Raw genomic sequence first — 21,753 nt, 5'->3', positions numbered from 1 at the left:
TATGATTCCCACAATAGAAAAAGCAACTGCAGCAGAAATTAAAGATTTTCAAGAAGTTAAACTTCAAGAATTGCTTGTGTATTTAAATGGAAATTCACCTTACTATAAAGCCTTGTTTGCTAAAGAAAGTATCGATATTCATTCGATTAAAACATTGGAAGATTTGCAAAAAATTCCAACGACAACAAAAACCGATCTTCAGGAAAATAACGATGATTTTTTCTGTGTACCGATGCATAAAATCATTGACTATGCTACCACATCGGGAACTTTAGGGGATCCGGTTACTTTTGGTCTGACCGATAAAGATTTAGATCGTTTAGCATATAACGAAGCGATTTCGTTTACCTGCGCAGGAATAAAGGAAGGTGATGTCGTTCAGTTAATGACTACGCTTGACAGGCGTTTTATGGCGGGTTTGGCTTATTTTTTAGGATTACGAAAACTAGGCGCCGGAGTCATCCGCGTAGGCGCCGGAATTCCCGAATTGCAATGGGATTCAATTTTGAAATACAAACCAAAATATTTAGTTACGGTTCCGTCTTTTTTATTGAAATTAATCGAATATGCCGAAAATAATAAGATAAACTATAACACTTCCAGTATTGAAGGCGTGATTTGCATTGGTGAAGCCTTGCGTAACCAAGATTTTTCACCAAGTCTTTTAGCCAGGAAAATAACGGATAAATGGAAAATCAATTTATTTTCTACCTATGCGTCTACCGAAATGAGCACGGCTTTTACCGAATGTGAATTTTTTCATGGTGGTCATCAACATCCGGAACTAATCATCACGGAAGTTCTAGACGAGAATAATCAACCCGTAAAAGAAGGAGAAAGTGGCGAATTAACCATTACAACGCTCGGAGTAGAGGCAATGCCTTTATTGCGTTTTAAAACGGGCGATATTGTAAAACTGCATAGCGAAACTTGTGACTGCGGCCGGAATACTGTTCGAGTCGGTCCCGTTGTTGGCAGAAAACAGCATATGATAAAATACAAGGGAACCACGTTATATCCACCAGCGATGCACGATTTATTGACATATTTTGAAGGGATACAAAGTCACGTGATTGAAATCTCCACTAATGATTTAGGAACCGATGAAATTCTGATTAAAATTGCGGTGAAAAATAACTCTAAAGAGCTTTTAGATCAGATAAAAGATCATTTTAGAGCCAAATTGAGAGTAACGCCAAAAGTTGAATTGGTAACTTTGGACGAATTGAATAAAATCATTTTTACGCCAATGAGCAGAAAACCGATAATTTTTGTAGATAAAAGAGCCTAATAATTATTGTGTGACAAAGATTTGAATTATATTTGCCAAAATCCTGGGGGATTAGCTCATTTGGCTAGAGCGCTTGCCTGGCAGGCAAGAGGTGATCGGTTCGAATCCGATATTCTCCACTTACAAAAACCGTAATACGCTATATTTAAAGCTATTGCGGTTTTGTTATTTTACACTTTGTACGATTATTGTACGGCTGATTAAAGATTCCTTATGAGATTGCTTTTTTGAGAGTAAAATAAAGATTGTTTTTTCGGCTTCATTTCGTGCATTTCTTACATCATTGCTAATCGTTCAAATGTATCGGTTGGATAAGTATTTGAAATATTAATTTTATCCATTATTATTTTATAACGCTTTGTTTCTTTGCCGTTATAATGAGTTCTGAAATGTTTGCTGTATAGTTGGTCATAAACCTCATCTTTTAAAACTGCCTTATCAAAAATAGAATACATCATTCTTGTACTCTTGGATAATATTTGATTCTCATACATTAGATTTTTAAATGCTTCCCGATGCAAAAAATAACTGCTATGTAAATATAATTTTCGGCAATGTTTTCCAGTATTCGGACATACAAAATACAAAACCTCTCCTTTGCCTAAATTAGATGGTTTGCTTATTATGTGAACTTTGTAGTTTATAGGCTCTCCATTAGATTTATAATCTAATATTACAAATGTTTCAAATTCATTTTTGGTTATACTTATACCAATGCTCGAATGTCTTTGCCCGTTTCTGCTCCAAGTTACATTCCCAGATTTTGTACCATAATAGGTTAAATAGTTCCAATCTTTTAATTTTTTGATAGATAGATATAAGCAATCTTCTACTGTTGTTGGATAATTGGCATAACGTGGCATAATTGACGGGATTTAAAACCTAAATTATTAGGGAATATTGAACTATAAATATAACGAATTTAAAGCAAAAAACCTTATATTTGTTAAGGTTTTACGCATTGCCTGTGTGAAATATTTGAACAAAAAAAGAGGGTTTCCGTAATGGTTACCCTCTTATGTTTTTTCTGCTTTAAGCATTACTTTTCTTTTAATACAACTATGTCGAATGTTTTATTATTTAAGACTTTTACATAATATTTTGATTGTATAATTGCTCCAAAAGAATTAGTTCCCTTTGCAACAAGATATGTATCGTAATATGCTATGTCACTTTCATTTTTAGCGGAATTTACAAATTCAAATTGTTTTTGATATTTGACTTTTTCTAATCCAGTACTTATTCTAATCATTTCTTTAATTATAGGCAATCCGATTTTAGCTTCTTTAAAGTTTACAGTTTTAAAAACCTCATAATTTACAAATTCAAAGCTATCAGGATTTTTTAAATTAATTTTTACAGCATTGATAACCTTTTCTTTAATTTCGTCTTTTTGCGTACAATTAGCAAAGATTAAAACAAGAATAAAAAGACTAATTTTTTTCATTTCTTTTGTGTTTTTGATTAATAATTATCAAAGCTAACCTTTAGTAAAGAATTAGTAGTGAGGTTTTCCGTAATGGGTTTATTTTTTATATCAAAATAATAGTCTGCCAAATCAAAACCATTGCAAAAATCAGTTTGCTCAATCAATTCACTAACTGCAATTTTAAATCCGATAGAATTTAACTCGGTGGCTTTGTTATTCCAGTTGAAATATTCGCCTTTGTCAGGAAACAAAACAATGTTTCTTTTTTTGATAGGTTTCAACAAATCAAATTTTAAATTTTGTTTGCTTCCTGTGGCAATCCAAATGTATTCGGGAATAAAAATACTCATTATTATTGCCGTCTTTTCGCTTTCAACTATTGCAATAGTTTTTTGATAGTCTTCTTTTACAAGATTCAATCCAAATAAACATTGATTAAGATTAAAATCAGGCTCTTTAGTGGCTTTGTGTAACCAATTAATGTGATTGTAAGGTTCTTTTATTCTTTTGCCTGTAAACCTATCATACTGCATAATCTTACAAGCGTGAATTTGCTCTTTGTCATCAATTTGCCAAAACGCTGTTGAGTTGCTCCAAAAATGGTTTGTTCCTGTAATGAAATAATTTTGCATTGCTTTGAAAACCTCATCTTTTGAGAAATGGATTTTCAGAAACTCGGTTAAATTGTCAATCATTGGCTTTTCAAAGTACATTTTGTCCAATAATTCCAAACTATGAAAACTTGGTGTAAGTTCGGACGGTTGTTCTTTGGCAATAACTACGTTTATAAAACCGATGTCATCAGTATTAAAGTACTTACTTCCATTTGTTAAATATGGAATAGTGCTATTTTTTAAAAACCATTCATTTAAGTAACAATCGTTTTTTGTTTGCTCCAGTATTTGCGACTTTGGAATAATATTTATAATTCCGTTCATATCAGTCAATTTAATTGCTTTGTCTGAAATGCTTTTTATTGATAAACAATTTATCAAATAACCTCTTTTACCTTTGGGAGGTGCTTTATGATAATTACAGTTTTGCTCCCTGTCACATTTGCCAAAGTCATCAGTTAAATAGTTTCCTGTTTCTGCTTCAATGTATTTGACAAATGTTTTTTGGGTGCAACTCGGACAAAGAAACTTTTTACTGCTTTTGTCAAGTGAGTATTTGAAAGTTTCCATATTACAAAGTCAAATAATTACCGTTTGTAACATAAGCTACGTTACCAATATCAATACGTTTAACATAGATTTTATACGCCTGTAACCGCTTCATAAAGTTTGACTTATTTACTGGGCGAAAACCGTCTTCAATGCAAAATACTTTGTATTGTTCGTATAATGTTTTTATTAAAGTATATTCATTGGTTGCCGTTTTATACTCAAATTCATTAATGAATATTTGCACACTATCGCTTTGCTTTTCGTAATCGCTTCGGGCGTTCTCAATTGCTTCACATTTACTAAAATTCTTTTGCTCCAGTAGTCTGTCAAGTCCTTTCAAAATCCAGTTGAAAACTCCCGATAATTCATTTTGAATTATTTTGTTTGGCAATTGTTTGTCCTGTCTGTCTTCGGGAATAGTTACATCAAAGCCAATAATTAAAAACCGTCTGAAATAAGCGTTTGTGTGTTCAACATCTTTTGGTAATTCGTTACAATTGAAAATTAACTTTGCATATTCTTTTAATATCATTGGGTTGCCATAGGGCAAACGTGCTTCAATTGGTTCTCCCGATGCCATTTGTTTAAAAACATCAGTTTCCAGTTTGCCGTTTATCTCACTTGCATAGTTTACAAGTTTATTAGCGATTTTTGCCCTATAATAACCGTTTACATCGGTCAAACTTTGTAATGAATAGTTGCTTACGTTTTCGCTCCCTAAAAGGGCGTTTAAGACTTCAAAACAAACACTTTTGCCATTTGCACCAGTACCAAAGAGAATAAGCATTTTTTCAAGTTTCAAAACACTTGGTTTTATAAAAATGTAACCTAAAAACTCGGCAAATACTTTTTGTTTGTCTTTGTCTGGCAATACCTCGTCTAAAAACTTTTGCCAAAGAGGTGCGGTTGCTTCGGGTTCATACTCAAACGGCAATTGGTGTGTAATGAAATCTTTTTGCTCAAAGTTTCGTAAACCTCTTTTTGTTGGTGTTATCTCGAACGTACCATTTTGTAAATTGATTAAAACACAATCTTTTTTTGGCTCGGGTTTTGGCAAATAAGCGTCTGCCATAAATTGTTTAAATAACTCATCTTGAAACGTGTGAATTTTAGCTTTAAATTTTTCAACTCCCATTTTCAAAGCTGTTTTGCCTAAAAACGATTGAAGCAATTCTTTGTTTATTTCATTCCAATAAAAACCATTATACAAATAAATAAAGGATTCGTTTTTGCATAAATCCCACTTATTGGCATTGGCAATCTCTAAAAGTTTTTCAATGCAAAGGATTAAATAATGGTTTTTTGATAGTCTATAACTGTTTAACCTCTTTTCTAATTTATTGTATTGTTCCCTTTCGGCTTTATTGTCTTTGCTCAAACTACCGTCTTCATTATAAACAAATGGTTTTAATTTCTCAATATCATTACGGACGGTTTCAATATCAGGAAATGCCAGTATTTCAAAGTCTATTTGTCCGATGCTTTTTGTGAGTTCCTGTAATATATTATCAGTTGTATTTTTAGGTAATTCAATATTTTTAGTAAGGTGTATAATATCATTTGTAATTAGGGTTTTTAGGTTATCTTTTTCCATAGTCTAAAACATTTTTAATTGGTTCGACTTCGGGAATAAATCAGGGTTGGTAGTGTAAATTCCGACTTTGTTATGTCCTGTGATTTTACATTTACGATAACCAATTAATTCGATACGGTTCTCATCTCTAAAAGTTCTAACATATCTACAAATATTTTCACGCATTACGCCTGTGTAAATGTCAGCTTCTTTCATTGTCTTTGGATTTTCAAAAAAAGCATTGAACACTTTTTTTACTTGGTCTTTTGCGGTGTTGCCTGTGTTGTTCATAATACTATTTTTTTAATTGTATTAAACATTCCAGTAACTCTGCTTTTTTGTAGTATCTACGGTTTGCGATACCGTGACAAATAATTTTGCCTTTGCGTGTCCAATGGTATAAAGTTGTTTGTTCGATTTTGAGAAACTCACACGCTTCGGCTCTCGTTAATAACTCATCAGGGTTGTGAGTGTTGAAGTTCTTTTTAAAGTCAGCTAATTGACTTTTGAAAACATTTGTTATAAGTTCCGTAAATTGTTCGGGACTTACATTTTGAAGTAAAATTGAATTTTGCATTTTGCTTATATTATAGATTAATAATAAGCAAATTTGCGTTTGAGGTTGTGCCTTAAAAGACCGTGTATTGTACCTTTTTAGGTATGATTTATATCTTTGATTTAATTAGCTTGTAATAAGTTTATAAGTTGCCATTCTGTTTTTATTTGCACTACTTTTTATATCGGTATATTTTATTTTTTCAACTGATAAATGATACGTGTCATTAATCCAGACTTTGATATCAGTTAATCCAATATTTTTATGGATTAAGTTATTATACTTCATTACTTGAAACATAAAGTCTAAATCAGTTCGCTGACTTTCTGTAATCTCAAAATGGTTAAACATATTTTGCCAAATTTGGAAAGCATTATCTTTAAATATGTCATTATGTTTATTGATAACCTCGTCAGATATAATGTCTTCGATTTGTTGAGGTGCTTCAGTAGTGGTTCTTAATTTAAAATATTCTAAATCAATTGCGTTGCTTATGAATAGTTTTGAGTTTTCAAAGTTTTCATTTAAGGGACTTTTTTTAATGTCAATATCAAATACATCTTTTAAAGAATTAATGCAGTCGGCAAATAACTCAATACAATATTCTTTTGCATCAATAATAGTAATTATATTGTCATTGAGTAGGTCATTCTTTAATGTCCTCTTATTAAAAAATTCAATGTCTTTTAGTTTTCGCAAAACTCTATCTTCATTTATTTTTATAGCCGTTAAAAAACCTCTGTCGTTTGATTTTTCATATCCATTAACAGCTTTAAATAATGCAATTAAATAATTAGTCAAAAAGTACAACTGTTTGTTGTAGTCGCTTAATAATCCGTGTTTTTCTTTTAAACTTTCATTATTGAAAAAGGATTTGTTTGTTCCCAACCATTCCGAAAAATAGTTTCCTAAATAAATATGGTTTGGTGTTCCGTCTTCATTCAGTTTTGTAATTACTTTGTTAAAATGTTGTTGGTTGTATGACTTTTTGTACTCATCTATTTTATAGTTTTCGTTACTGGCTATATTATAATATTCATTATTTATATTTTCAATAAAATTTGTAATCACTTCTTTAAATTTACTCTCGGTTTGTTTATTTTTTAATTTTTCTAATCGGTCGCAAAAATCATTTTTAAATTCAATTTTACTTTCATTAGATAGTTTATTGAAAATGTAATCATAACGACTTTTGTATTCTTTCAAATCATTAATGACTTTGTCATATTCATTGCTTTTAAAAGCCCAAAATACTTGAAATGCAAAACGCTTTGTTTCAATATAATGATTGTAATAATCATTATTTGTCCATTCAATATGATTACGTTTTTTGCTTAAATATTCACTGTAAAATTTTATTTGATTTTGTTCAGAAAATGAAAGTTTATCTCTATCAATTAATAATAGATTTTTTATTTCAGTATCAATAAAATTTACTTCGGTTAAAGGGAAACCTTTTTGGGTTTTACAAAAAATGAAATTATCAGGATTTAAAAGTATATTGTTGTTTATCGTATCTAATTTTGAATTTACTTCTTTGTTTCCATCTTTTTTTGTAACACAATCACTTTGAAAATAATACCAAATATTTATATTGTTGTTGTAAATTTCGTCAATATTGTCAAAATCAGAATTAAGCCTTGTAAAATTAGCTTTCAAAAATAATTGTTCTAAACTTTTAAAAAATCCATCTGCGTTTTTGTTCATTTGAATAAAGATTTAATACTTTGCCTGTGTTATTAATGTATGAAATGTACAAAATGCACCTAAATAAATAAACTTTTTATTTGCAGTCTAAAAATATTTATGGGTTTCTTTTGCTAAATCTTTATTGCTTTTGCCTATGTAAGTCAAAAACATACTTTCAGTACTATGTCCTGTAATGTTTTTAAGTAATGATGTTGGAATAGTTCCGTAAAAATTTGATGCAAACGAACGTCTGCCAATGTGAGAGGTTACCAAGTCGCATTTTTTAAACATTTTTGTTTCTTTACGATAAATTCCGCTTTCGGGTGCGGTTTCTGTTTTCATACTGCCGTGAACCATTTGAGTAATTTCGGCAATTTCGCAAACGGTTTTAATGTAATCATTATACTTTTGGTCTGAAATAGCATAAGGAAACATTCCGTTTCTTTTTTTGAGTATCTCAATAACTTTTGGGTGTAATGGAACGGTCATAATTTTATCGGTTTTCTTTTGAGTAAATTCAATAAAACTTTTGCCGTCTTCAATTCGTATCATATCATTTGTAAACCTCAAAAAGTCTGAAACTCTTTGCCCTGTGTAACAACTAATGATTAACCAGTCTTTAGTATTTTCTAAACTTTCGGTTAATTTGTTCTTTTTGATATTCTCTATTTTTTCTAACTCATCAAAGGTTAAATGAATGCTATCGACTTTGAAATATTTTACTTTGATATTGTATAAGTCAGGGTTTACATTTTCTTTTTTGCTTTTTGCGTGAATACAAATAGTTTTAATAAATCGTATTGTTCTCGATATTGTGTTTGGTGCGTAATTTTGGGTAACACAATAATTTTGAAAAGAGGTTTTGAAATCGGTGTCAATATCAGTAATTAAAAGAGTTTTGTTTATACTACTTTGGTATCTTTTCAAAAGTTGTTTAACAACATTACATTTTTTTATTGTGCTTTCGGTTACTTCATTACGTTTGAACTCTTTGTATTTGTCAATATAGTCTATCAGTTCCGTTGGTAATACTTCAATTACTTTTATAGGATTGTAATATAAATCAATTTGAGTTTGTAGCCAGTTTTTGTTAACCTCATCAGGATTGATTTTATTAAAAGCATTTAAGATATGCGTTTTAATGTTATCGAGTTCTTTTGTAATGTCGGCTTGTTTTGTTACAAGTTCAGCATCTTTGGTCTTTTTTGTATGTTGTTTACTCCAATACTCTTTTGATACTTCATACTTTGTATTTGCTCCAAAGACAAAATCAGTATCATTGTAACGATACAATAAACGTAAATGTAAAAATGCGTTTTCTTTAGTTGAGCGGTATAAAAAATTGATAGTTGCCATAATTAGTAATATTTGAACAATACAAATATAATTAAATTGTACGGTAATTGTACGGCAAAAGTCTGTGTATTGCAATTTGCTGCAATTTGCAATACAAAATGTTTAATTCTTAAAAGCTTGTAATCATTGATTTTATTAGTATTTTTGTAATGAAATAGGGCGCTCGTGAAATTTTACTTTACGTTTTTAGTGGTGCGATATTCTCCACAAAATAAAAAAAGCAATTGCTAATCAGGCAATTGCTTTTTTGTTTTATATGAATTTTCTGTTTATTATTTTGGCAATGGAGCACCAACCGCAACTTCACATTTGTGTCCGGCTTGTCCGTGTGGCGGATTCATTCCGGGAGCAGTTGCTGCAGGAGCATTTAAAATAGCGGGTGTATTCGAGGTTGTGAAAGTCGAATTGGCTGCCGGAGTAATTTTACCATCAGAACTAATAGTGGCAGGTGTAACTGTAGCCGGAGCGTTTTCAGATTGCTTCAGTTGAGTAGTCGCTTGCGGAGCAGTTTTACCTGCAGGCGAATTTAATGGCGCCCCAACCGGTATATCGCAACGATGTCCGGGTTGTCCGTGTGCCGGATTCATCCCTTTTGCCGTACTAGCCGGTGCTGCGGGAGTATTTGGATTTACAACAGCAGTATTTTGCTGCATTTGCGCTGGTGTTACCGCAGTTGCAGTATTGGGATTTGCTGTTTCAGCAGTTGGAGCAACTACTTCCGCACTAGAGGAACTTTCTTGAGGTTCAAGCTCTTTTTTGCAAGAAATCAGTGCTATGGAAGATACTAAAAGTAAACTTAAAATGGATTTTGTATTCATCAGTATATTTTTAAAGAATTCAAATATAAGGATTTCCAATATTTTTCAACACAAATTTAGTGTTAAAAAAATGCCCTTAACTGGATACTTCCGGTATGAATGGCTTTGCTGGTTTCGCTTTTCCGACCTTGATAATTCACATTAACATCTAAGTATTGGGTTAGGTTTTTTTGTATTAATAAGCGCCAGGTTAAATTTTTCCCTGCTTGCAAACCTTCTAACATTTGATAAGCAACAGGCGATAATTCATTTCCATTGAATTTATTTTCATACAAAGAAAATTCGCCATTCATCGTAAATTGTTTCTCACTGGCATAGGTAAATGAAGTTCCAAATCGTTGCTGTGCCAAGGTTTCTAAATCACCAATGTGATTTTCCTTTTTCTGATATTCATAAAATAAATCCCAACTCGCATTTTTAGAAAATAAATAAGAAATCTTAGGAGCCATTTGATACCCTTTTAATTCAAAGTTTTTGGAACCATAATTTTCAGAAATCGTATTGGATTCGATGGTTTTTCCACCAAAACCGAACAACCAGTTTTTTTGATATAAATGCGCATATTGCAACTGATGCGAACGATTAGAGCTTTCCTGAGAACCCACAGAAAGCAGGTTTTTCGCCCGACTAGTCAAATACGTGTAAGTAACAGAATGTTTTTGTTTCCCGCGATTGTAAAATAAACTATTTCTGAAACTGGAATTCAAACCTAACAAATTGGTGTCATTTGAAGTAAACGGATTAAAGTCGAAATCACTGCCGTTTCGTTCTATTTTCCGTTCGGTTAAAAATGAGGTTTGGTTATAAAAATACGATAGAAAATGCTTGAATCCTTTCTCATTTTGCCATTGATTCGGATTTATAGTAACCGATTGTGAAAATTTGTTCTGATGGGTTTTCAGGAATATCTGATTGGGCAAAAATACGCGGACATATTTGGCCTGATCCGTAAATTGGGCAACTTCAAATTCTTCCAGTTCCTGGATGCCGTTCCCGTTATAATCATTCCAGGTATAGACACCCTGTCCGGGATCGACTTCAAGATAGGTGAATTCTTGTTGCGGAATAGTTCCCGAAGTGGTTTCGTACGCCGTTGTGATTTGAATTAATTGATTAAAAAATCGATCATTATACAACAATCTGGAATTCAGAGAAGGCTCATCTGCTCTCGTTTCATCAACAAATTTCAAGTTTCTGTAATTCACAAATATTGACAAATCACTTTTTTCTGTCTGAATTAATTTTGACTTCACATAATAAGATTGTGATGTATTGACCCGTTGCAAAAATCCGTTTTGCAAACTGTCATTGGTTCGATTTAAATAACCCAATTCCACATATACTTTCGTGCTGTCGCCACGTCCGACGAAAGCACCATATTCTGTAAATCTTTGGCTTAAAGCCGAAAATTGATTGGTGGATTTTAATTTTTCCTGATTGTCTTCCAGCCGCAAAGTCGCACCAATCCAGTTTTTATTGAAATGATATCGTGTCTGGGTTTGGTTTCTTATGAATTTTGATTTGGCATAATCTCCATCGCTGTTCAGGAAACTGCCGTTGTTTTGAATGTTCCAATTTTTGAATTTAAATAAGCCATTAACCACATGACGATTACCGGAAAAACTTTCGGAGAAATCCAGTTTTTCAAACTGATAGGTAAATGTTCCTTTTTGCGGTAAATTAAAATTCAATCCCGAAATCAATAAACTTTGATTGCCTGTCGGATTGGTCAAATTCCAGTCTCTGTCGAATTCAATGGTAAATAAACGTTCAATGGTTCTGAATTCTTTTTGAACCAATTGGTAATTCGCAAAAGCATCAACTTCCCATTTTTTAGAGAACAATCTCTGTTTGGCGTTTATTTTTCCGGCGAAACCCTGATTGTCTTTGTCATCATTGGCAGAAAATAAATTTCGATCGTTGTTGCTGATGCCAATTTCAAAATCGACAATCGTTTTTTCAGACGGATTGTATTTTCCTAAAACAGTCGCAATCTGGATTTTTGTAGGCGGAGCCAATCGGATAATGGGTTCGTAATTTCCTTGTGAAATTCCATTTAAAGGAGCCACATATTCGTAAATTCTTCCAATGGCTGCGCTATTCGTCAGAATATAATTCCCCTGATTGTTTCCAACCAAAGTAAATCGGACATTGTACAATTGATCAGTGGAATTATTCGAATATTCGAAAACTTCAATACCATTTATAAAAGTCTTTTTATATAAAATTTTATTTTCGGAATAGCTGTCAATATAAGCTGAAGGCGCGGTCATCAAGTCAGGATTATCGCCTGCATTGACTAAAATTTGTGCCTGATCCTCGGATAGATTTTGTTGCAAAGGCTGGTTCTTCACATCATTTTCGGAATATACATAACCACCAATACTCCATTTTTCGCGTTCGTGTGTTGCGCCGGTATAGGTTACAAAACGGGTGTAATTCCTATCGGAATATTGGTATTCAATGTTAATTCGCATTTCGGAAGTGATTGGAAAAAGCGAGGTGAATTTGATCTCTCCCGCATTATAATCAATGGTGTAATCATTGTTTTCGCCACGTTTCAAAAGGATTCCATTTACATAAACCCGTTCGGAGCCGGAAATCACAAGAATAAACAATTCGCCATTGGGTCCTCGTAATTTATAGGGCCCCTGATTGCCTTCCTGACCCACAAAAGTACTTTTGGCATATTGTCCCCGAACCAAAGCTGCCGATGCAAAAACAGTGGTTTTTTCCTCAGGTTTTCCAAATTCAAAATTGGCGGCAATTCCCTGTACTTTTTTATTGAAATTCAGAAATTTAGATTTTCGGTTTTCCAAGAATAAATCACCGGCCCGAATGGTCCATTTATCGGAGAAAAGCTCGATGAAAATTTGATCGAATTCGTCCAGTTTCTGTGAATATCCGCCTTCCTGCAAAGGAATATTACTGTCCTGGATGGAAGCGCGAAGACTTACTTTATCTGAAATTTTACCCGTAATTTGCAAATCCAAAGTGGAATTCACCACCGCATTTTGATTGTTTCCAATGGTAACGCCACGCGTGATGCTTCCGGACGTATTTAATCCGTCAAACGGGACAAATTTCTTTACTGAACCTGAAGAAACTTTATACAAATCACCCAAAGTGGCATCGTTACTCACCACACGGCTTTTATCGTAAATACTGTATTCTTTGGTTAAATAATCAGGAAATTTTAAGAAACGGACGGTTAAAGTGTCGTTTAAAAACGGAGCGTTTTCTTTAAAGATTAAATCTCCTTTTTGGAAATTCATTTTATAAAAAGAAGTGTCAATCGGCGTTCCTTTGGCGTCAAGCAATTTAAAAAAGCCTGAATTAACGCTTAAGCTGTCAATTCGAATGGTGTCTCGTGTTGCAATTATTTTTTTGGTTTTGTACGGCGTGTTGATTTCCTGAGCTTGAAGCCCAGAAAAAAAGCCGATTACAACCAAAAAAAGTAATTTTTTTAACATAAACAGTATAACGGACAAACCTCAAAAGTAGTGTGTTTTGATCAGATGTTTCGATTTTTGAGAAAAATTAATGTATGAAAAAATTTAAATATATTTTGGAGAATTAGGTTTAAAATCGGTATAGAATTTCTTGATTTGATTATCATAAATGATGAAAACTAAAAAAACGGAAACATTTTTGGGTTTATAAAAAAGCTTCTTTCTTGCAAATAAATAAATTATTGGCTGTTTTTAACATTTTCGGCATTGACTATACTTGCAAAGTATTAAAAATCTGCACTTTAACAGATATTTATGTTTTGTGGCGATAATATTATATTTATATTTTAAAAAAAAATTAGATTTACTATATAATTGAAATATAGATGATTACAAAGATAAATACTCCCCCATGTATTTCTTTCATTTAGTTTAATTACCTCAAATTTTTACGTTTTTTTCTTTTTAGGGCAACTATACCCCTAAGGTTTTTTATTGAGATTATGTATAGAATTTTAAGCTGAATTTTTTTATTAACTAAATTTTTAAATATTATGAGAGATTTTAAATTGTTATCGGGGCTAATTGTAGCCGTTTTATTAGGAGTGGGTTGTTCAAAAGAAGATTCTCTGCCTTCAGCTGCAGAAAACAACTCTTCGGTCCAAAGAAATGGCGCCCCAAGCGGAGCACACTACAATCTGAACATTATTGGAAAATCAAATCCAACAACAGCAGATTTGGCTAACAGTAACGGCCATCGCATTTTCGTTCCTTTAGTAGGAAGATCAAAGATTATGCTAATTGAAGGTCCAGATTATGCTGTAATTGATGCCAATGGGTCAGATGGCACCGCCAGTTTCCAATTACCACACCCTGATCCTGAAGGAACCGGATCATCCTCGTACTCTATTTATGCTCGTGCACTTGGGACACCAGGAGGAAGTGTAACTATCACAACATGTGCAGATGCGGATTTAACAGACGGATATTATGAAGTTTGTTCTGCTGAGCCTTTAACGATTTCGCGTTCTAAAAATGGTGCGCCAAAATTTACCAATGTTAGTACAGAACTACTTACAATCCTTGTTCCTAATGACATACTCAATACCGACGGTACTGTATTGCTAGAATCTGGCAGATATCCAATTTTTGATGATGCTTTAGAAAATTATTTCTGGCAATATGATAACGATGGATTAAAACTTTTACAGTTAAGATTCTATGAAATTTCAACGGATATTACTCCTTGAGAAGAATATTAGTATTTTGAATAAACCCATCAATACATTTGGTAGTGATGGGTTTTTTAATTTACGATTTATGGGTAATGTTGGGATTAAGCCTAAAAGTTGCACTCGGAATTTTAAGTTCACATAATTCTGCTTTTGAAACTCAGATTAATTCTCCTTCGCCACAATCTGCATCGTTTCCCGGCTCACTTGTTTTAGTAAAACATCTTTGTTTTTTTCGACCATCTTTGCGGCTTTATCATCAAAATGACGAATGGTGTAAAGCGATACATTTTCATTATAGGTAACGGCAAATTTTTTGGAAAGTATGTTTTTCAACTGGTTGAAATTTCCAAATTTATCATCAACACAAACCGAAAAACTGATGGCGGAATTCTGAATCAAATCGACTTTCATTTTATACTGATGCAGTAAAGCAAAAATTTCACTGATATTTTCTTCCATAATAAAAGAAAAATCTATGGAGGAAAGTGAAATCAACAATTGGTTTTTCTTTACGATAAAACAAGGTAAAAGCGGTTCTAAATCGGCGCCTTTGCTTACACTTGTTCCGGGTAAAGTCGGATTAATAAAGGATTTTACATACAATGGAATTTCCTTTCTTTGCAATGGCTGCAATGTTTTTGGGTGAATTACGGTGGCGCCATAAAACGCGAGTTCGATAGCTTCACGATACGAAATCTGATTCAGCAAAGTGGTATTTTCAAAATACCTCGGATCGGCATTCATCACGCCGGGAACGTCTTTCCAAATCGTTACACTTTGGGCATTGAGGCAATAGGCAAAAATTGCCGCCGTATAATCCGAACCTTCCCGACCTAATGTGGTGGTGAAATTATTTTCATCGGAACCCAAAAATCCTTGGGTAATATTCAGGATTTTTTTCTTGACATTTTTCGAAATATTCTTTTGCGTCAAATCCCAATCTACCGTTGCATCACGATAATTATTGTCGGTTTTGATGAAGTTACGCACATCAAGCCATTGTGTTTTTATCCCCATAAAACTCATGTAATGACTGATGATTTTGGTCGAAATCAATTCGCCAAAACTCACAACCTGATCGTACACAAAATTGTAATTGGGTGATTTATTCTGGTTTAAAAAATATTCTAAATCTGCAAATAGTGCATTCACATCAGCAAAAACAGCATTTTTTTCGTCCTCAAACAAGTCCATCAATATTTGATTGTGGTATTTTTTGACTTCCTGAACCGAAGATTGTAAGGCAGGAGATTTCTCAAAGTAGTTTTTGATGACTACTTCCAAGGCGTTTGTGGTCTTTCCCATGGCTGAAACCACTAACAATACATCTTCGTAGCCTGTTTTTTGCAAAACGTCATATACGTTTCTGATTCCGGCAGCATCTTTTACGGATGCGCCACCAAATTTGAATATTCTCATTATATTTTATTCAAAAAATTATCAATTCCTATTTCGTCCATCTGAACCATATACCAGTCTTTCAATACTTTTGCGCCCGATTTCTCATAGAAATCAATTGCTGGCGTGTTCCATTCCAGCACATTCCATTCTATTCTTCGGACATTGTCTTTTTTGCCTTGCTGAATGATTTCAGAATATAAGGCAAAACCCAAGCCGGTTCCGCGCATTTTTTCTTTGACAATCAAATCTTCCAAATGAATGGTTTTGCCTTTCCAGGTGGAATATCGGTAATAATATAGTGCCATTCCTACGATTTCGTCATCGACTTCAGCAATAAAAGTTTGGAATAAAGGGTTTTCATTAAAACCGTCTCTTTCCAAATCAGCTACGGTTACCACGACTGCATCAGGTTCTCTTTCAAAAGTGGCTAATTCCTGGATTAATTTCAACACTGAAGGCATGTCTTCCTTTTTACCTGTTCTAATATTCATATTTATTTGGAGCTATTTCCTGTTTTCGTACTTATCTTTTTTGGTTTTCATTCTTAAACCCAAAAAAGGATATCGGTTCAATCAAGGCTAAAATTATTTTGTTAAAAAAACAAATATACAAATCCGATAAACTATCTAATAAAAATCATTTCATTTTCACAAAAATACCGATATTTGTGAACAGAACTACAACGAAATTATAATGAAAGAACGCAACAAGACTTTAGGTGAATTTATCATCGAAAAACAAGAGGATTTTCAATATTCATCTGGGGAATTATCTAGAATTATCAACGCTATTCGACTTGCGGCAAAAGTAGTCAACTATAAAGTCAACAAAGCCGGTCTTGTGGATATCGTTGGTGCTGCCGGTGAACAAAACATTCAGGGCGAAGACCAGCAAAAACTAGATGTTTATGCCAATGACATCTTTATTCAAACGCTAATCAATCGTGAAATTGTTTGCGGAATTGCCTCCGAAGAAAATGATGAATTTATCACCGTTGCCGGAAACGACAAATGCCATAACAATAAATATGTAGTCCTGATGGATCCGCTGGACGGTTCTTCGAACATTGATGTGAATGTTTCCGTGGGAACGATTTTCTCGGTATTCAGAAGAATTTCTCCAATAGGAACTCCGGTAACAATGGACGATTTCTTGCAGCCGGGTGTTAATCAGGTGGCAGCGGGTTATGTAATTTATGGGACTTCAACCATGTTGGTTTACACAACAGGTCACGGAGTTCATGGATTTACATTAAATCCAGCAATTGGAACTTTCTATCTTTCACATCCTAACATGCAGTTTTCGAAAGACGGAAATATATATTCTATTAACGAAGGGAATTATGTTCATTTCCCGCAAGGAGTGAAAAATTATATCAAATATTGCCAGTCAGAAGAAGGAGACAGGCCTTATACTTCCCGTTATATCGGAAGTTTGGTTTCAGATTTTCATCGAAATATGATCAAAGGCGGAATTTATATTTATCCAACGAGCTCAAAAGCACCGAAAGGAAAATTAAGATTACTATACGAATGCAGCCCAATGGCATTTATAGCCGAACAGGCTGGGGGAAAAGCATCAGATGGTTTCGGAAGAATTATGGAAATTCAACCCACAGAATTACACCAACGGGTTCCTTTTTTCTGCGGAAGCTACAATATGGTAGAAAAAGCAGAAGAATTCATGAGCAAATAAGAATAAACAGTAATTCATAAAAACAAAAAAGTCCTGATAATTCAGGACTTTTTTGTTTTTATGAATTACAGAACTATTTGTTCATGTGTTGCATTTCGAAAACGAAAGTATCCAAATCAACATTTTGAACCAGTAAAGACAAAGCTTTATCTACAATAAAACTCACGTTTCCAGGAGTAAAACCAAGTGCCAAAGCAAATTTTATCAGGATGTCTTTTTGTCTTTGACCCAAAATATGATCTGCAAAAACCATTCTTGATAAATCATACAAACGCTCCAGTCTTTGCGTATATAAATAGGGAGGATTAATCGGATATTTCATCGGATTTTCCAGAATTTCTTCATATTCCTCTTTGGATATTTCTAACTGTTTGGCCAATTTGTCCAAGAATAATTTTTCTTCCGGACTCATATCGCCATCCGCAGTAGCCACTCTTACAATGGCAGAAAAATGACCTTTATTTCTGCTCTTAAATTCGTTATCAAATAAATCTGAAAATGACATAAATTGTTTCGTTTTAATGTTACACAAATATAAGGTTAATTTTAGATTTTAGCGTTTACCAATTTCTAAATAATTTTGTTTTTGTTCTTTTAAAAAATAAATTAAGATATAATTACGTTTAACAATATCAGTTCAGACTATTTTCAAAATAAATCGTAAGTTTGACTTTCCCTAAATCTTTAATACCACTTACAATGTCAGAATTCTGGATATATTTTGAAATAGGCATGCGACATGTTTTAGACATCAGAGCCTATGATCACGTTTTGTTTTTGATTGCTTTAACGGTTCCGTATGCCTTCAAAGACTGGAAAAGAGTGTTGATTTTGATTTCCATTTTTACTATCGGTCACACCTTGGCATTGATACTTTCGGTGTTCGGAGTAGTAATTGTAAAAGCCAATCTGATCGAATTTTTAATTCCGATCACCATTTTAGTAACGGCCATTTTTCATCTTTTTACTGCTGGAAAATCTTCTAAAAATGAGAGTATAAGCGTCATCGGCTTTATCACTTTGTTTTTCGGGATTATACACGGACTGGGATTTGCCAGTTATTTTAACTCAATTCTAGGCGGAAGCACATCGGATAAATTATTGCCGCTATTAGAGTTTGCCCTGGGAATTGAAGCCGCGCAGATTATTGTGGTTTTTGTGGTTTTGATATTGTCTTACATAGTTCAAACGTTCTTCCGATTCTCAAAACGCGATTGGACCTTGGTGATGTCGGCTTTTGTAATTGGCGTAGTCTTACCCATGATTATCGAAAGTCCAATTTGGAACAGATAATTAAAAAACGGAATGATTTTTAGTTTTAGCAGCGAAAGGTTTGCGTACTTTTGCAATTCATATTCCTGCTGTCCGCTTTATCTTTTTCTGTCCCGTTAAAAAACGAGACAAAAAAAGGATACCGCTTCCATCAGGGCTATCAGATTAATCATTTGAATTTTTGGAATTGTCATACATGGAGAAGAATAAATTAAATAAATACGATAAAGCTTACCTTAGAATTGCTACAGAATGGGGGAGACTTTCCTATTGCAAACGCAAGCAAGTTGGCGCCATAATAGTTCGGGACCGAATGATCATCTCCGACGGATATAACGGAACGCCATCAGGTTTTGAAAATTGTTGCGAAGACGACGAAGGTTTAACCCAGTGGTTTGTGCTTCATGCCGAGGCAAATGCCATATTAAAAGTCGCCAGTTCCACACAATCCTGTGAAGGAGCAACATTATATATCACGCTTTCTCCCTGCAAAGAATGCAGCAAACTTATACATCAGTCAGGTATAAAAAGAGTGGTTTATCAGAATGGCTACAGAGATGATTCAGGACTTCAGTTTCTAAGAAAAGCAGGAGTAGAAGTAGAGCATATTTCAGTTTTAGAAGAAAATGAAAACCAACACTAAATATTTACCAATATTAATTTTCGCCACACTCGCTTTGGGTGTGTTTATTGGTGCGTTGCTCAATTTTCCGTCAGAGGAAAGTTCTTCCCGATTCAATAGTCATAAAAACAAACTCAACAAATTAATTAATTTTATTGATAATGAATATGTCGATGATGTCGATACCGATTCCATTGTTGATCTTGCCGTAAATAACATTCTCGAAAAACTAGATCCACACTCGGTTTATGTTCCGCCAAGCCAGCAAAGTGAAGTTGCCGAAAGCATGAAAGGAGACTTCGTGGGAATTGGCATCAATTTTTATATGCATAATGATACGGTTGCCATAATAAAACCGGTAGAAGGCGGACCTTCAGAAAAAGCAGGCATTAAAGCGGGAGACCGGATTTTATATGCCAATAAAGACAAGTTATTCGGACGAAAATTACCGAGTGACAGCTTGTTTACAAAATTAAAAGGGGAAGTAGGCTCAGAAGTTGCGCTAACCATTTATCGAAAAAGCGAAAATAAAAAACTTCAATTTAAAATAAAACGCGATGTCGTCCCTATAAAAAGCGTCGATATTGCCCTACTGATAAATCCAACTACAGGGTATATAAAAATCAATCGTTTTGCCGAAACCACTTATGATGAATTCAGGGAAGGGCTATTAAATTTAAAAGAGCAAGGGGCAAAGGCTTTAGTTATCGATGTCCGCGATAATGGCGGTGGTTATCTGGAAAAAGCCATAGAAATTGCCGACGAATTATTAAAAGACAGAAAGTTAATCGTTTTTACCAAAAACAAAAAAGGACGAATCGACAAAACTTTTGCCACAAGCAACGGTGATTTTGAATCTGGGAAAGTTTTTATTTTAATCAACGAAAATTCAGCATCCGCAAGCGAAATCCTGGCCGGGGCGATTCAGGATAATGATAGAGGAGTTATTATTGGCCGCCGCTCTTTCGGGAAAGGGCTGGTACAACGCGAAATGGAATTTGATGACGGATCTGCCGTACGATTGACCATTGCGAGATATTACACGCCAACTGGACGCTCGATCCAAAAATCGTATAAAAACGGAAATGAAGACTATTTCAAAGAATTCGACAAACGTTTTGAAAACGGCGAATTGTATAAAAAAGACAGCATTAAAGTCGATGATACCTTAAAATTTAAAACACCAAAAGGCAAAACGGTTTATGGCGGTGGCGGGATTGTTCCAGATGTTTTTGTACCAATCGAAGCAGAACACGGAGAGGAAGGTATCGCTTATTTGATGCAATCCGGGGTGGTCAGTTATTACGTTTTCGAACAATTAGACAGCAAAAGAAAGGAATTCAAAGGATTGACTTTCGAGCAATTTCTTTCCAAAATAAAAAAAACAGATTTGTATTTTAAAAACTTCCAGCATTATTTGTCAAAAAATGGTTTGATTCTAAAACTTGAAGGCAATAAATCTTTAGTCAAAAGATATTTGACCGCTGAATTTGCCAGACAATTATATGGTGATCAGAAATACTACGAAATTGTTTTGAAAGATGATGCGATGATTAAAGCAGTTTTAAAAATAAAACCCTAAAAACACTTACTTTTTTATGCTGTCATGAGCATGAGTCTGAATGCCGCCATTCCAAAAAGTAAGAATGTCAGTAGCAACAGCAGCGCCGCTTCCGGAAGCAATCGTTAATTGACTTCTCCAGCCAGCTAAAGTTCCAACAACATAAATGCCTTCTGCGACTTTATGGTCAATGTTTTTAAGCTGGATTCTTTGTTTTTCGGGAAGCGATTTTTGATGTGGTTCAACAAAGTGCATTAAACCATCAATAGCGAACATATTTGAAGCGCCGATTCCGATTACGATATTTTTAGTTTGGTAAGCGTTTTTATTGGTCGTAACCAAAAAATCAGGAAAATCACCTTCGATTTTCAGTACTTTTTCATCAGGAATTTGTTCGATATGAGGATAGGTTTCAGATAAATGGATAATACTCTCAACAAGTAAATCCGAACCCAATGTGCCTGGAGGAATTCCGTAAGCATTATTAAATAAGGCTTCCTGAAGGGAAGATGTTTTTTGATGTGTAACAATTCCGATTTTTTTGTCAATGACAAATGATTTCTTCCTGGCGGAACCCAAAACTAAAGCGCATGACATTCCTGAAACGCCACCGCCAATGATTAAAACATCAAACATC

Annotated in this window: 20 protein-coding genes and 1 tRNA gene; 7 read left to right on the top strand and 14 right to left on the bottom strand. The window is 33.8% G+C overall.

Annotated elements, in window-relative coordinates:
* Nucleotide 1 precedes the first annotated feature (1 nt).
* A complete protein-coding gene (locus VI621_RS02135) occupies nucleotides 2-1,291 on the top strand; it encodes a phenylacetate--CoA ligase family protein (RefSeq protein ID WP_324216747.1) in 1,290 nt (429 codons plus the stop codon).
* 45 nt (nucleotides 1,292-1,336) lie between these two features.
* Nucleotides 1,337-1,410: transfer RNA gene (locus VI621_RS02130), tRNA-Ala, on the top strand.
* 156 nt (nucleotides 1,411-1,566) lie between these two features.
* Here VI621_RS02130 and VI621_RS02125 read toward each other — a convergent pair.
* From VI621_RS02125 to VI621_RS02080, 10 genes are all read right to left on the bottom strand, one after another.
* Nucleotides 1,567-2,154, bottom strand: coding sequence for a hypothetical protein (locus tag VI621_RS02125; RefSeq protein WP_324216746.1), 588 nt, complete (start codon nucleotides 2,152-2,154; stop codon nucleotides 1,567-1,569).
* 176 nt (nucleotides 2,155-2,330) lie between these two features.
* Nucleotides 2,331-2,738 (bottom strand): hypothetical protein, encoded by a 408-nt coding sequence (locus VI621_RS02120; RefSeq protein WP_324216745.1) that lies wholly within the window; start codon nucleotides 2,736-2,738, stop codon nucleotides 2,331-2,333.
* A 17-nt stretch (nucleotides 2,739-2,755) separates the two neighbouring features.
* Nucleotides 2,756-3,904, bottom strand: coding sequence for a DUF6371 domain-containing protein (locus VI621_RS02115; protein WP_324216744.1), 1,149 nt, complete (start codon nucleotides 3,902-3,904; stop codon nucleotides 2,756-2,758).
* Between the two features lies 1 nt (nucleotide 3,905).
* Nucleotides 3,906-5,480 (bottom strand): phage/plasmid primase, P4 family, encoded by a 1,575-nt coding sequence (locus VI621_RS02110; RefSeq protein ID WP_324216743.1) that lies wholly within the window; start codon nucleotides 5,478-5,480, stop codon nucleotides 3,906-3,908.
* Nucleotides 5,481-5,483: 3 nt separating this feature from the next.
* The gene (locus VI621_RS02105) at nucleotides 5,484-5,750 is read right to left on the bottom strand and encodes a hypothetical protein (protein WP_324216742.1); all 267 of its coding nucleotides are present in this window, start codon (nucleotides 5,748-5,750) and stop codon (nucleotides 5,484-5,486) included.
* A gap of 4 nt (nucleotides 5,751-5,754) precedes the next feature.
* Nucleotides 5,755-6,036, bottom strand: a complete 282-nt coding sequence (locus tag VI621_RS02100; RefSeq protein ID WP_324216741.1) for a helix-turn-helix domain-containing protein — start codon at nucleotides 6,034-6,036, stop codon at nucleotides 5,755-5,757.
* Nucleotides 6,037-6,141: 105 nt separating this feature from the next.
* Nucleotides 6,142-7,722: a hypothetical protein gene (locus tag VI621_RS02095; RefSeq protein ID WP_324216740.1), complete on the bottom strand. Its 1,581-nt coding sequence runs from the start codon at nucleotides 7,720-7,722 to the stop codon at nucleotides 6,142-6,144.
* Between the two features lie 87 nt (nucleotides 7,723-7,809).
* Nucleotides 7,810-9,060, bottom strand: a complete 1,251-nt coding sequence (locus tag VI621_RS02090) for a phage integrase SAM-like domain-containing protein (protein WP_324216739.1) — start codon at nucleotides 9,058-9,060, stop codon at nucleotides 7,810-7,812.
* Between the two features lie 272 nt (nucleotides 9,061-9,332).
* Nucleotides 9,333-9,878, bottom strand: a complete 546-nt coding sequence (locus VI621_RS02085; RefSeq protein ID WP_324216738.1) for a hypothetical protein — start codon at nucleotides 9,876-9,878, stop codon at nucleotides 9,333-9,335.
* Nucleotides 9,879-9,940: 62 nt separating this feature from the next.
* Nucleotides 9,941-13,351, bottom strand: coding sequence for a hypothetical protein (locus tag VI621_RS02080; protein WP_324216737.1), 3,411 nt, complete (start codon nucleotides 13,349-13,351; stop codon nucleotides 9,941-9,943).
* A gap of 533 nt (nucleotides 13,352-13,884) precedes the next feature.
* On the opposite strand from VI621_RS02080, the gene VI621_RS02075 reads away from it, so the two are divergent.
* Nucleotides 13,885-14,580 (top strand): hypothetical protein, encoded by a 696-nt coding sequence (locus VI621_RS02075; protein ID WP_324216736.1) that lies wholly within the window; start codon nucleotides 13,885-13,887, stop codon nucleotides 14,578-14,580.
* A 147-nt stretch (nucleotides 14,581-14,727) separates the two neighbouring features.
* Here the strand turns inward: VI621_RS02075 and VI621_RS02070 are convergent, their stop codons facing one another.
* Nucleotides 14,728-15,984, bottom strand: coding sequence for an aspartate kinase (locus VI621_RS02070; protein WP_324216735.1), 1,257 nt, complete (start codon nucleotides 15,982-15,984; stop codon nucleotides 14,728-14,730).
* Nucleotides 15,984-16,457 (bottom strand): GNAT family N-acetyltransferase, encoded by a 474-nt coding sequence (locus VI621_RS02065; RefSeq protein WP_324216734.1) that lies wholly within the window; start codon nucleotides 16,455-16,457, stop codon nucleotides 15,984-15,986. The genes VI621_RS02070 and VI621_RS02065 overlap by 1 nt, the downstream gene beginning before the upstream one ends.
* 202 nt (nucleotides 16,458-16,659) lie before the next feature.
* Here VI621_RS02065 and fbp point away from each other — a divergent pair, with 202 nt between their 5' ends.
* Nucleotides 16,660-17,661 (top strand): class 1 fructose-bisphosphatase, encoded by a 1,002-nt coding sequence (gene fbp / locus VI621_RS02060; RefSeq protein WP_324216733.1) that lies wholly within the window; start codon nucleotides 16,660-16,662, stop codon nucleotides 17,659-17,661.
* Nucleotides 17,662-17,734: 73 nt separating this feature from the next.
* On the opposite strand, the gene VI621_RS02055 is transcribed toward fbp, so the two are convergent.
* Nucleotides 17,735-18,166 carry a TerB family tellurite resistance protein gene (locus VI621_RS02055; RefSeq protein ID WP_324216732.1) on the bottom strand — a complete coding sequence of 144 codons (432 nt, stop codon included), beginning with the start codon at nucleotides 18,164-18,166 and terminating at the stop codon, nucleotides 17,735-17,737.
* A gap of 194 nt (nucleotides 18,167-18,360) precedes the next feature.
* On the opposite strand from VI621_RS02055, the gene VI621_RS02050 reads away from it, so the two are divergent.
* The 3 genes from VI621_RS02050 (at nucleotide 18,361) to VI621_RS02040 (ending at nucleotide 21,137) form a co-directional block, all read left to right on the top strand.
* Nucleotides 18,361-18,954: a HupE/UreJ family protein gene (locus VI621_RS02050; RefSeq protein WP_324216731.1), complete on the top strand. Its 594-nt coding sequence runs from the start codon at nucleotides 18,361-18,363 to the stop codon at nucleotides 18,952-18,954.
* 175 nt (nucleotides 18,955-19,129) lie between these two features.
* Entirely contained in the window at nucleotides 19,130-19,576 is a 447-nt protein-coding gene (locus VI621_RS02045; RefSeq protein WP_324216730.1) for a dCMP deaminase family protein, read from the top strand.
* Nucleotides 19,560-21,137, top strand: a complete 1,578-nt coding sequence (locus VI621_RS02040; protein ID WP_324216729.1) for a S41 family peptidase — start codon at nucleotides 19,560-19,562, stop codon at nucleotides 21,135-21,137. Before VI621_RS02045 ends, VI621_RS02040 begins: the two co-directional genes overlap by 17 nt.
* Nucleotides 21,138-21,143: 6 nt before the next feature.
* Here the strand turns inward: VI621_RS02040 and VI621_RS02035 are convergent, their stop codons facing one another.
* On the bottom strand, nucleotides 21,144-21,752 hold the full coding sequence (locus VI621_RS02035; RefSeq protein ID WP_324216728.1) for an FAD-dependent oxidoreductase: 609 nt from the start codon (nucleotides 21,750-21,752) through the stop codon (nucleotides 21,144-21,146).
* Nucleotide 21,753: the final 1 nt, after the last annotated feature.

This window comes from Flavobacterium sp., assembly GCF_035292545.1.
In the GTDB taxonomy this organism is placed as follows: domain Bacteria; phylum Bacteroidota; class Bacteroidia; order Flavobacteriales; family Flavobacteriaceae; genus Flavobacterium.
This window is presented reverse-complemented; position numbering and strand designations above follow the sequence as displayed.

Excerpts from the sequence above, each read along its gene's own strand:
- VI621_RS02045 (WP_324216730.1), top strand. The coding sequence starts at position 19,130 with ATGGAGAAGAATAAATTAAATAAATACGATAAAGCTTACCTTAGAATT.
- VI621_RS02090 (WP_324216739.1), bottom strand. The coding sequence starts at position 9,060 with ATGGCAACTATCAATTTTTTATACCGCTCAACTAAAGAAAACGCATTT.
- VI621_RS02070 (WP_324216735.1), bottom strand. The coding sequence starts at position 15,984 with ATGAGAATATTCAAATTTGGTGGCGCATCCGTAAAAGATGCTGCCGGA.
- VI621_RS02080 (WP_324216737.1), bottom strand. The coding sequence starts at position 13,351 with ATGTTAAAAAAATTACTTTTTTTGGTTGTAATCGGCTTTTTTTCTGGG.
- VI621_RS02105 (WP_324216742.1), bottom strand. The coding sequence starts at position 5,750 with ATGAACAACACAGGCAACACCGCAAAAGACCAAGTAAAAAAAGTGTTC.
- VI621_RS02075 (WP_324216736.1), top strand. The coding sequence starts at position 13,885 with ATGAGAGATTTTAAATTGTTATCGGGGCTAATTGTAGCCGTTTTATTA.
- fbp (WP_324216733.1), top strand. The coding sequence starts at position 16,660 with ATGAAAGAACGCAACAAGACTTTAGGTGAATTTATCATCGAAAAACAA.
- VI621_RS02050 (WP_324216731.1), top strand. The coding sequence starts at position 18,361 with ATGTCAGAATTCTGGATATATTTTGAAATAGGCATGCGACATGTTTTA.
- VI621_RS02055 (WP_324216732.1), bottom strand. The coding sequence starts at position 18,166 with ATGTCATTTTCAGATTTATTTGATAACGAATTTAAGAGCAGAAATAAA.
- VI621_RS02100 (WP_324216741.1), bottom strand. The coding sequence starts at position 6,036 with ATGCAAAATTCAATTTTACTTCAAAATGTAAGTCCCGAACAATTTACG.
- VI621_RS02135 (WP_324216747.1), top strand. The coding sequence starts at position 2 with ATGATTCCCACAATAGAAAAAGCAACTGCAGCAGAAATTAAAGATTTT.
- VI621_RS02125 (WP_324216746.1), bottom strand. The coding sequence starts at position 2,154 with ATGCCACGTTATGCCAATTATCCAACAACAGTAGAAGATTGCTTATAT.
- VI621_RS02095 (WP_324216740.1), bottom strand. The coding sequence starts at position 7,722 with ATGAACAAAAACGCAGATGGATTTTTTAAAAGTTTAGAACAATTATTT.
- VI621_RS02120 (WP_324216745.1), bottom strand. The coding sequence starts at position 2,738 with ATGAAAAAAATTAGTCTTTTTATTCTTGTTTTAATCTTTGCTAATTGT.
- VI621_RS02085 (WP_324216738.1), bottom strand. The coding sequence starts at position 9,878 with ATGAATACAAAATCCATTTTAAGTTTACTTTTAGTATCTTCCATAGCA.
- VI621_RS02065 (WP_324216734.1), bottom strand. The coding sequence starts at position 16,457 with ATGAATATTAGAACAGGTAAAAAGGAAGACATGCCTTCAGTGTTGAAA.
- VI621_RS02035 (WP_324216728.1), bottom strand. The coding sequence starts at position 21,752 with ATGTTTGATGTTTTAATCATTGGCGGTGGCGTTTCAGGAATGTCATGC.
- VI621_RS02110 (WP_324216743.1), bottom strand. The coding sequence starts at position 5,480 with ATGGAAAAAGATAACCTAAAAACCCTAATTACAAATGATATTATACAC.
- VI621_RS02115 (WP_324216744.1), bottom strand. The coding sequence starts at position 3,904 with ATGGAAACTTTCAAATACTCACTTGACAAAAGCAGTAAAAAGTTTCTT.
- VI621_RS02040 (WP_324216729.1), top strand. The coding sequence starts at position 19,560 with ATGAAAACCAACACTAAATATTTACCAATATTAATTTTCGCCACACTC.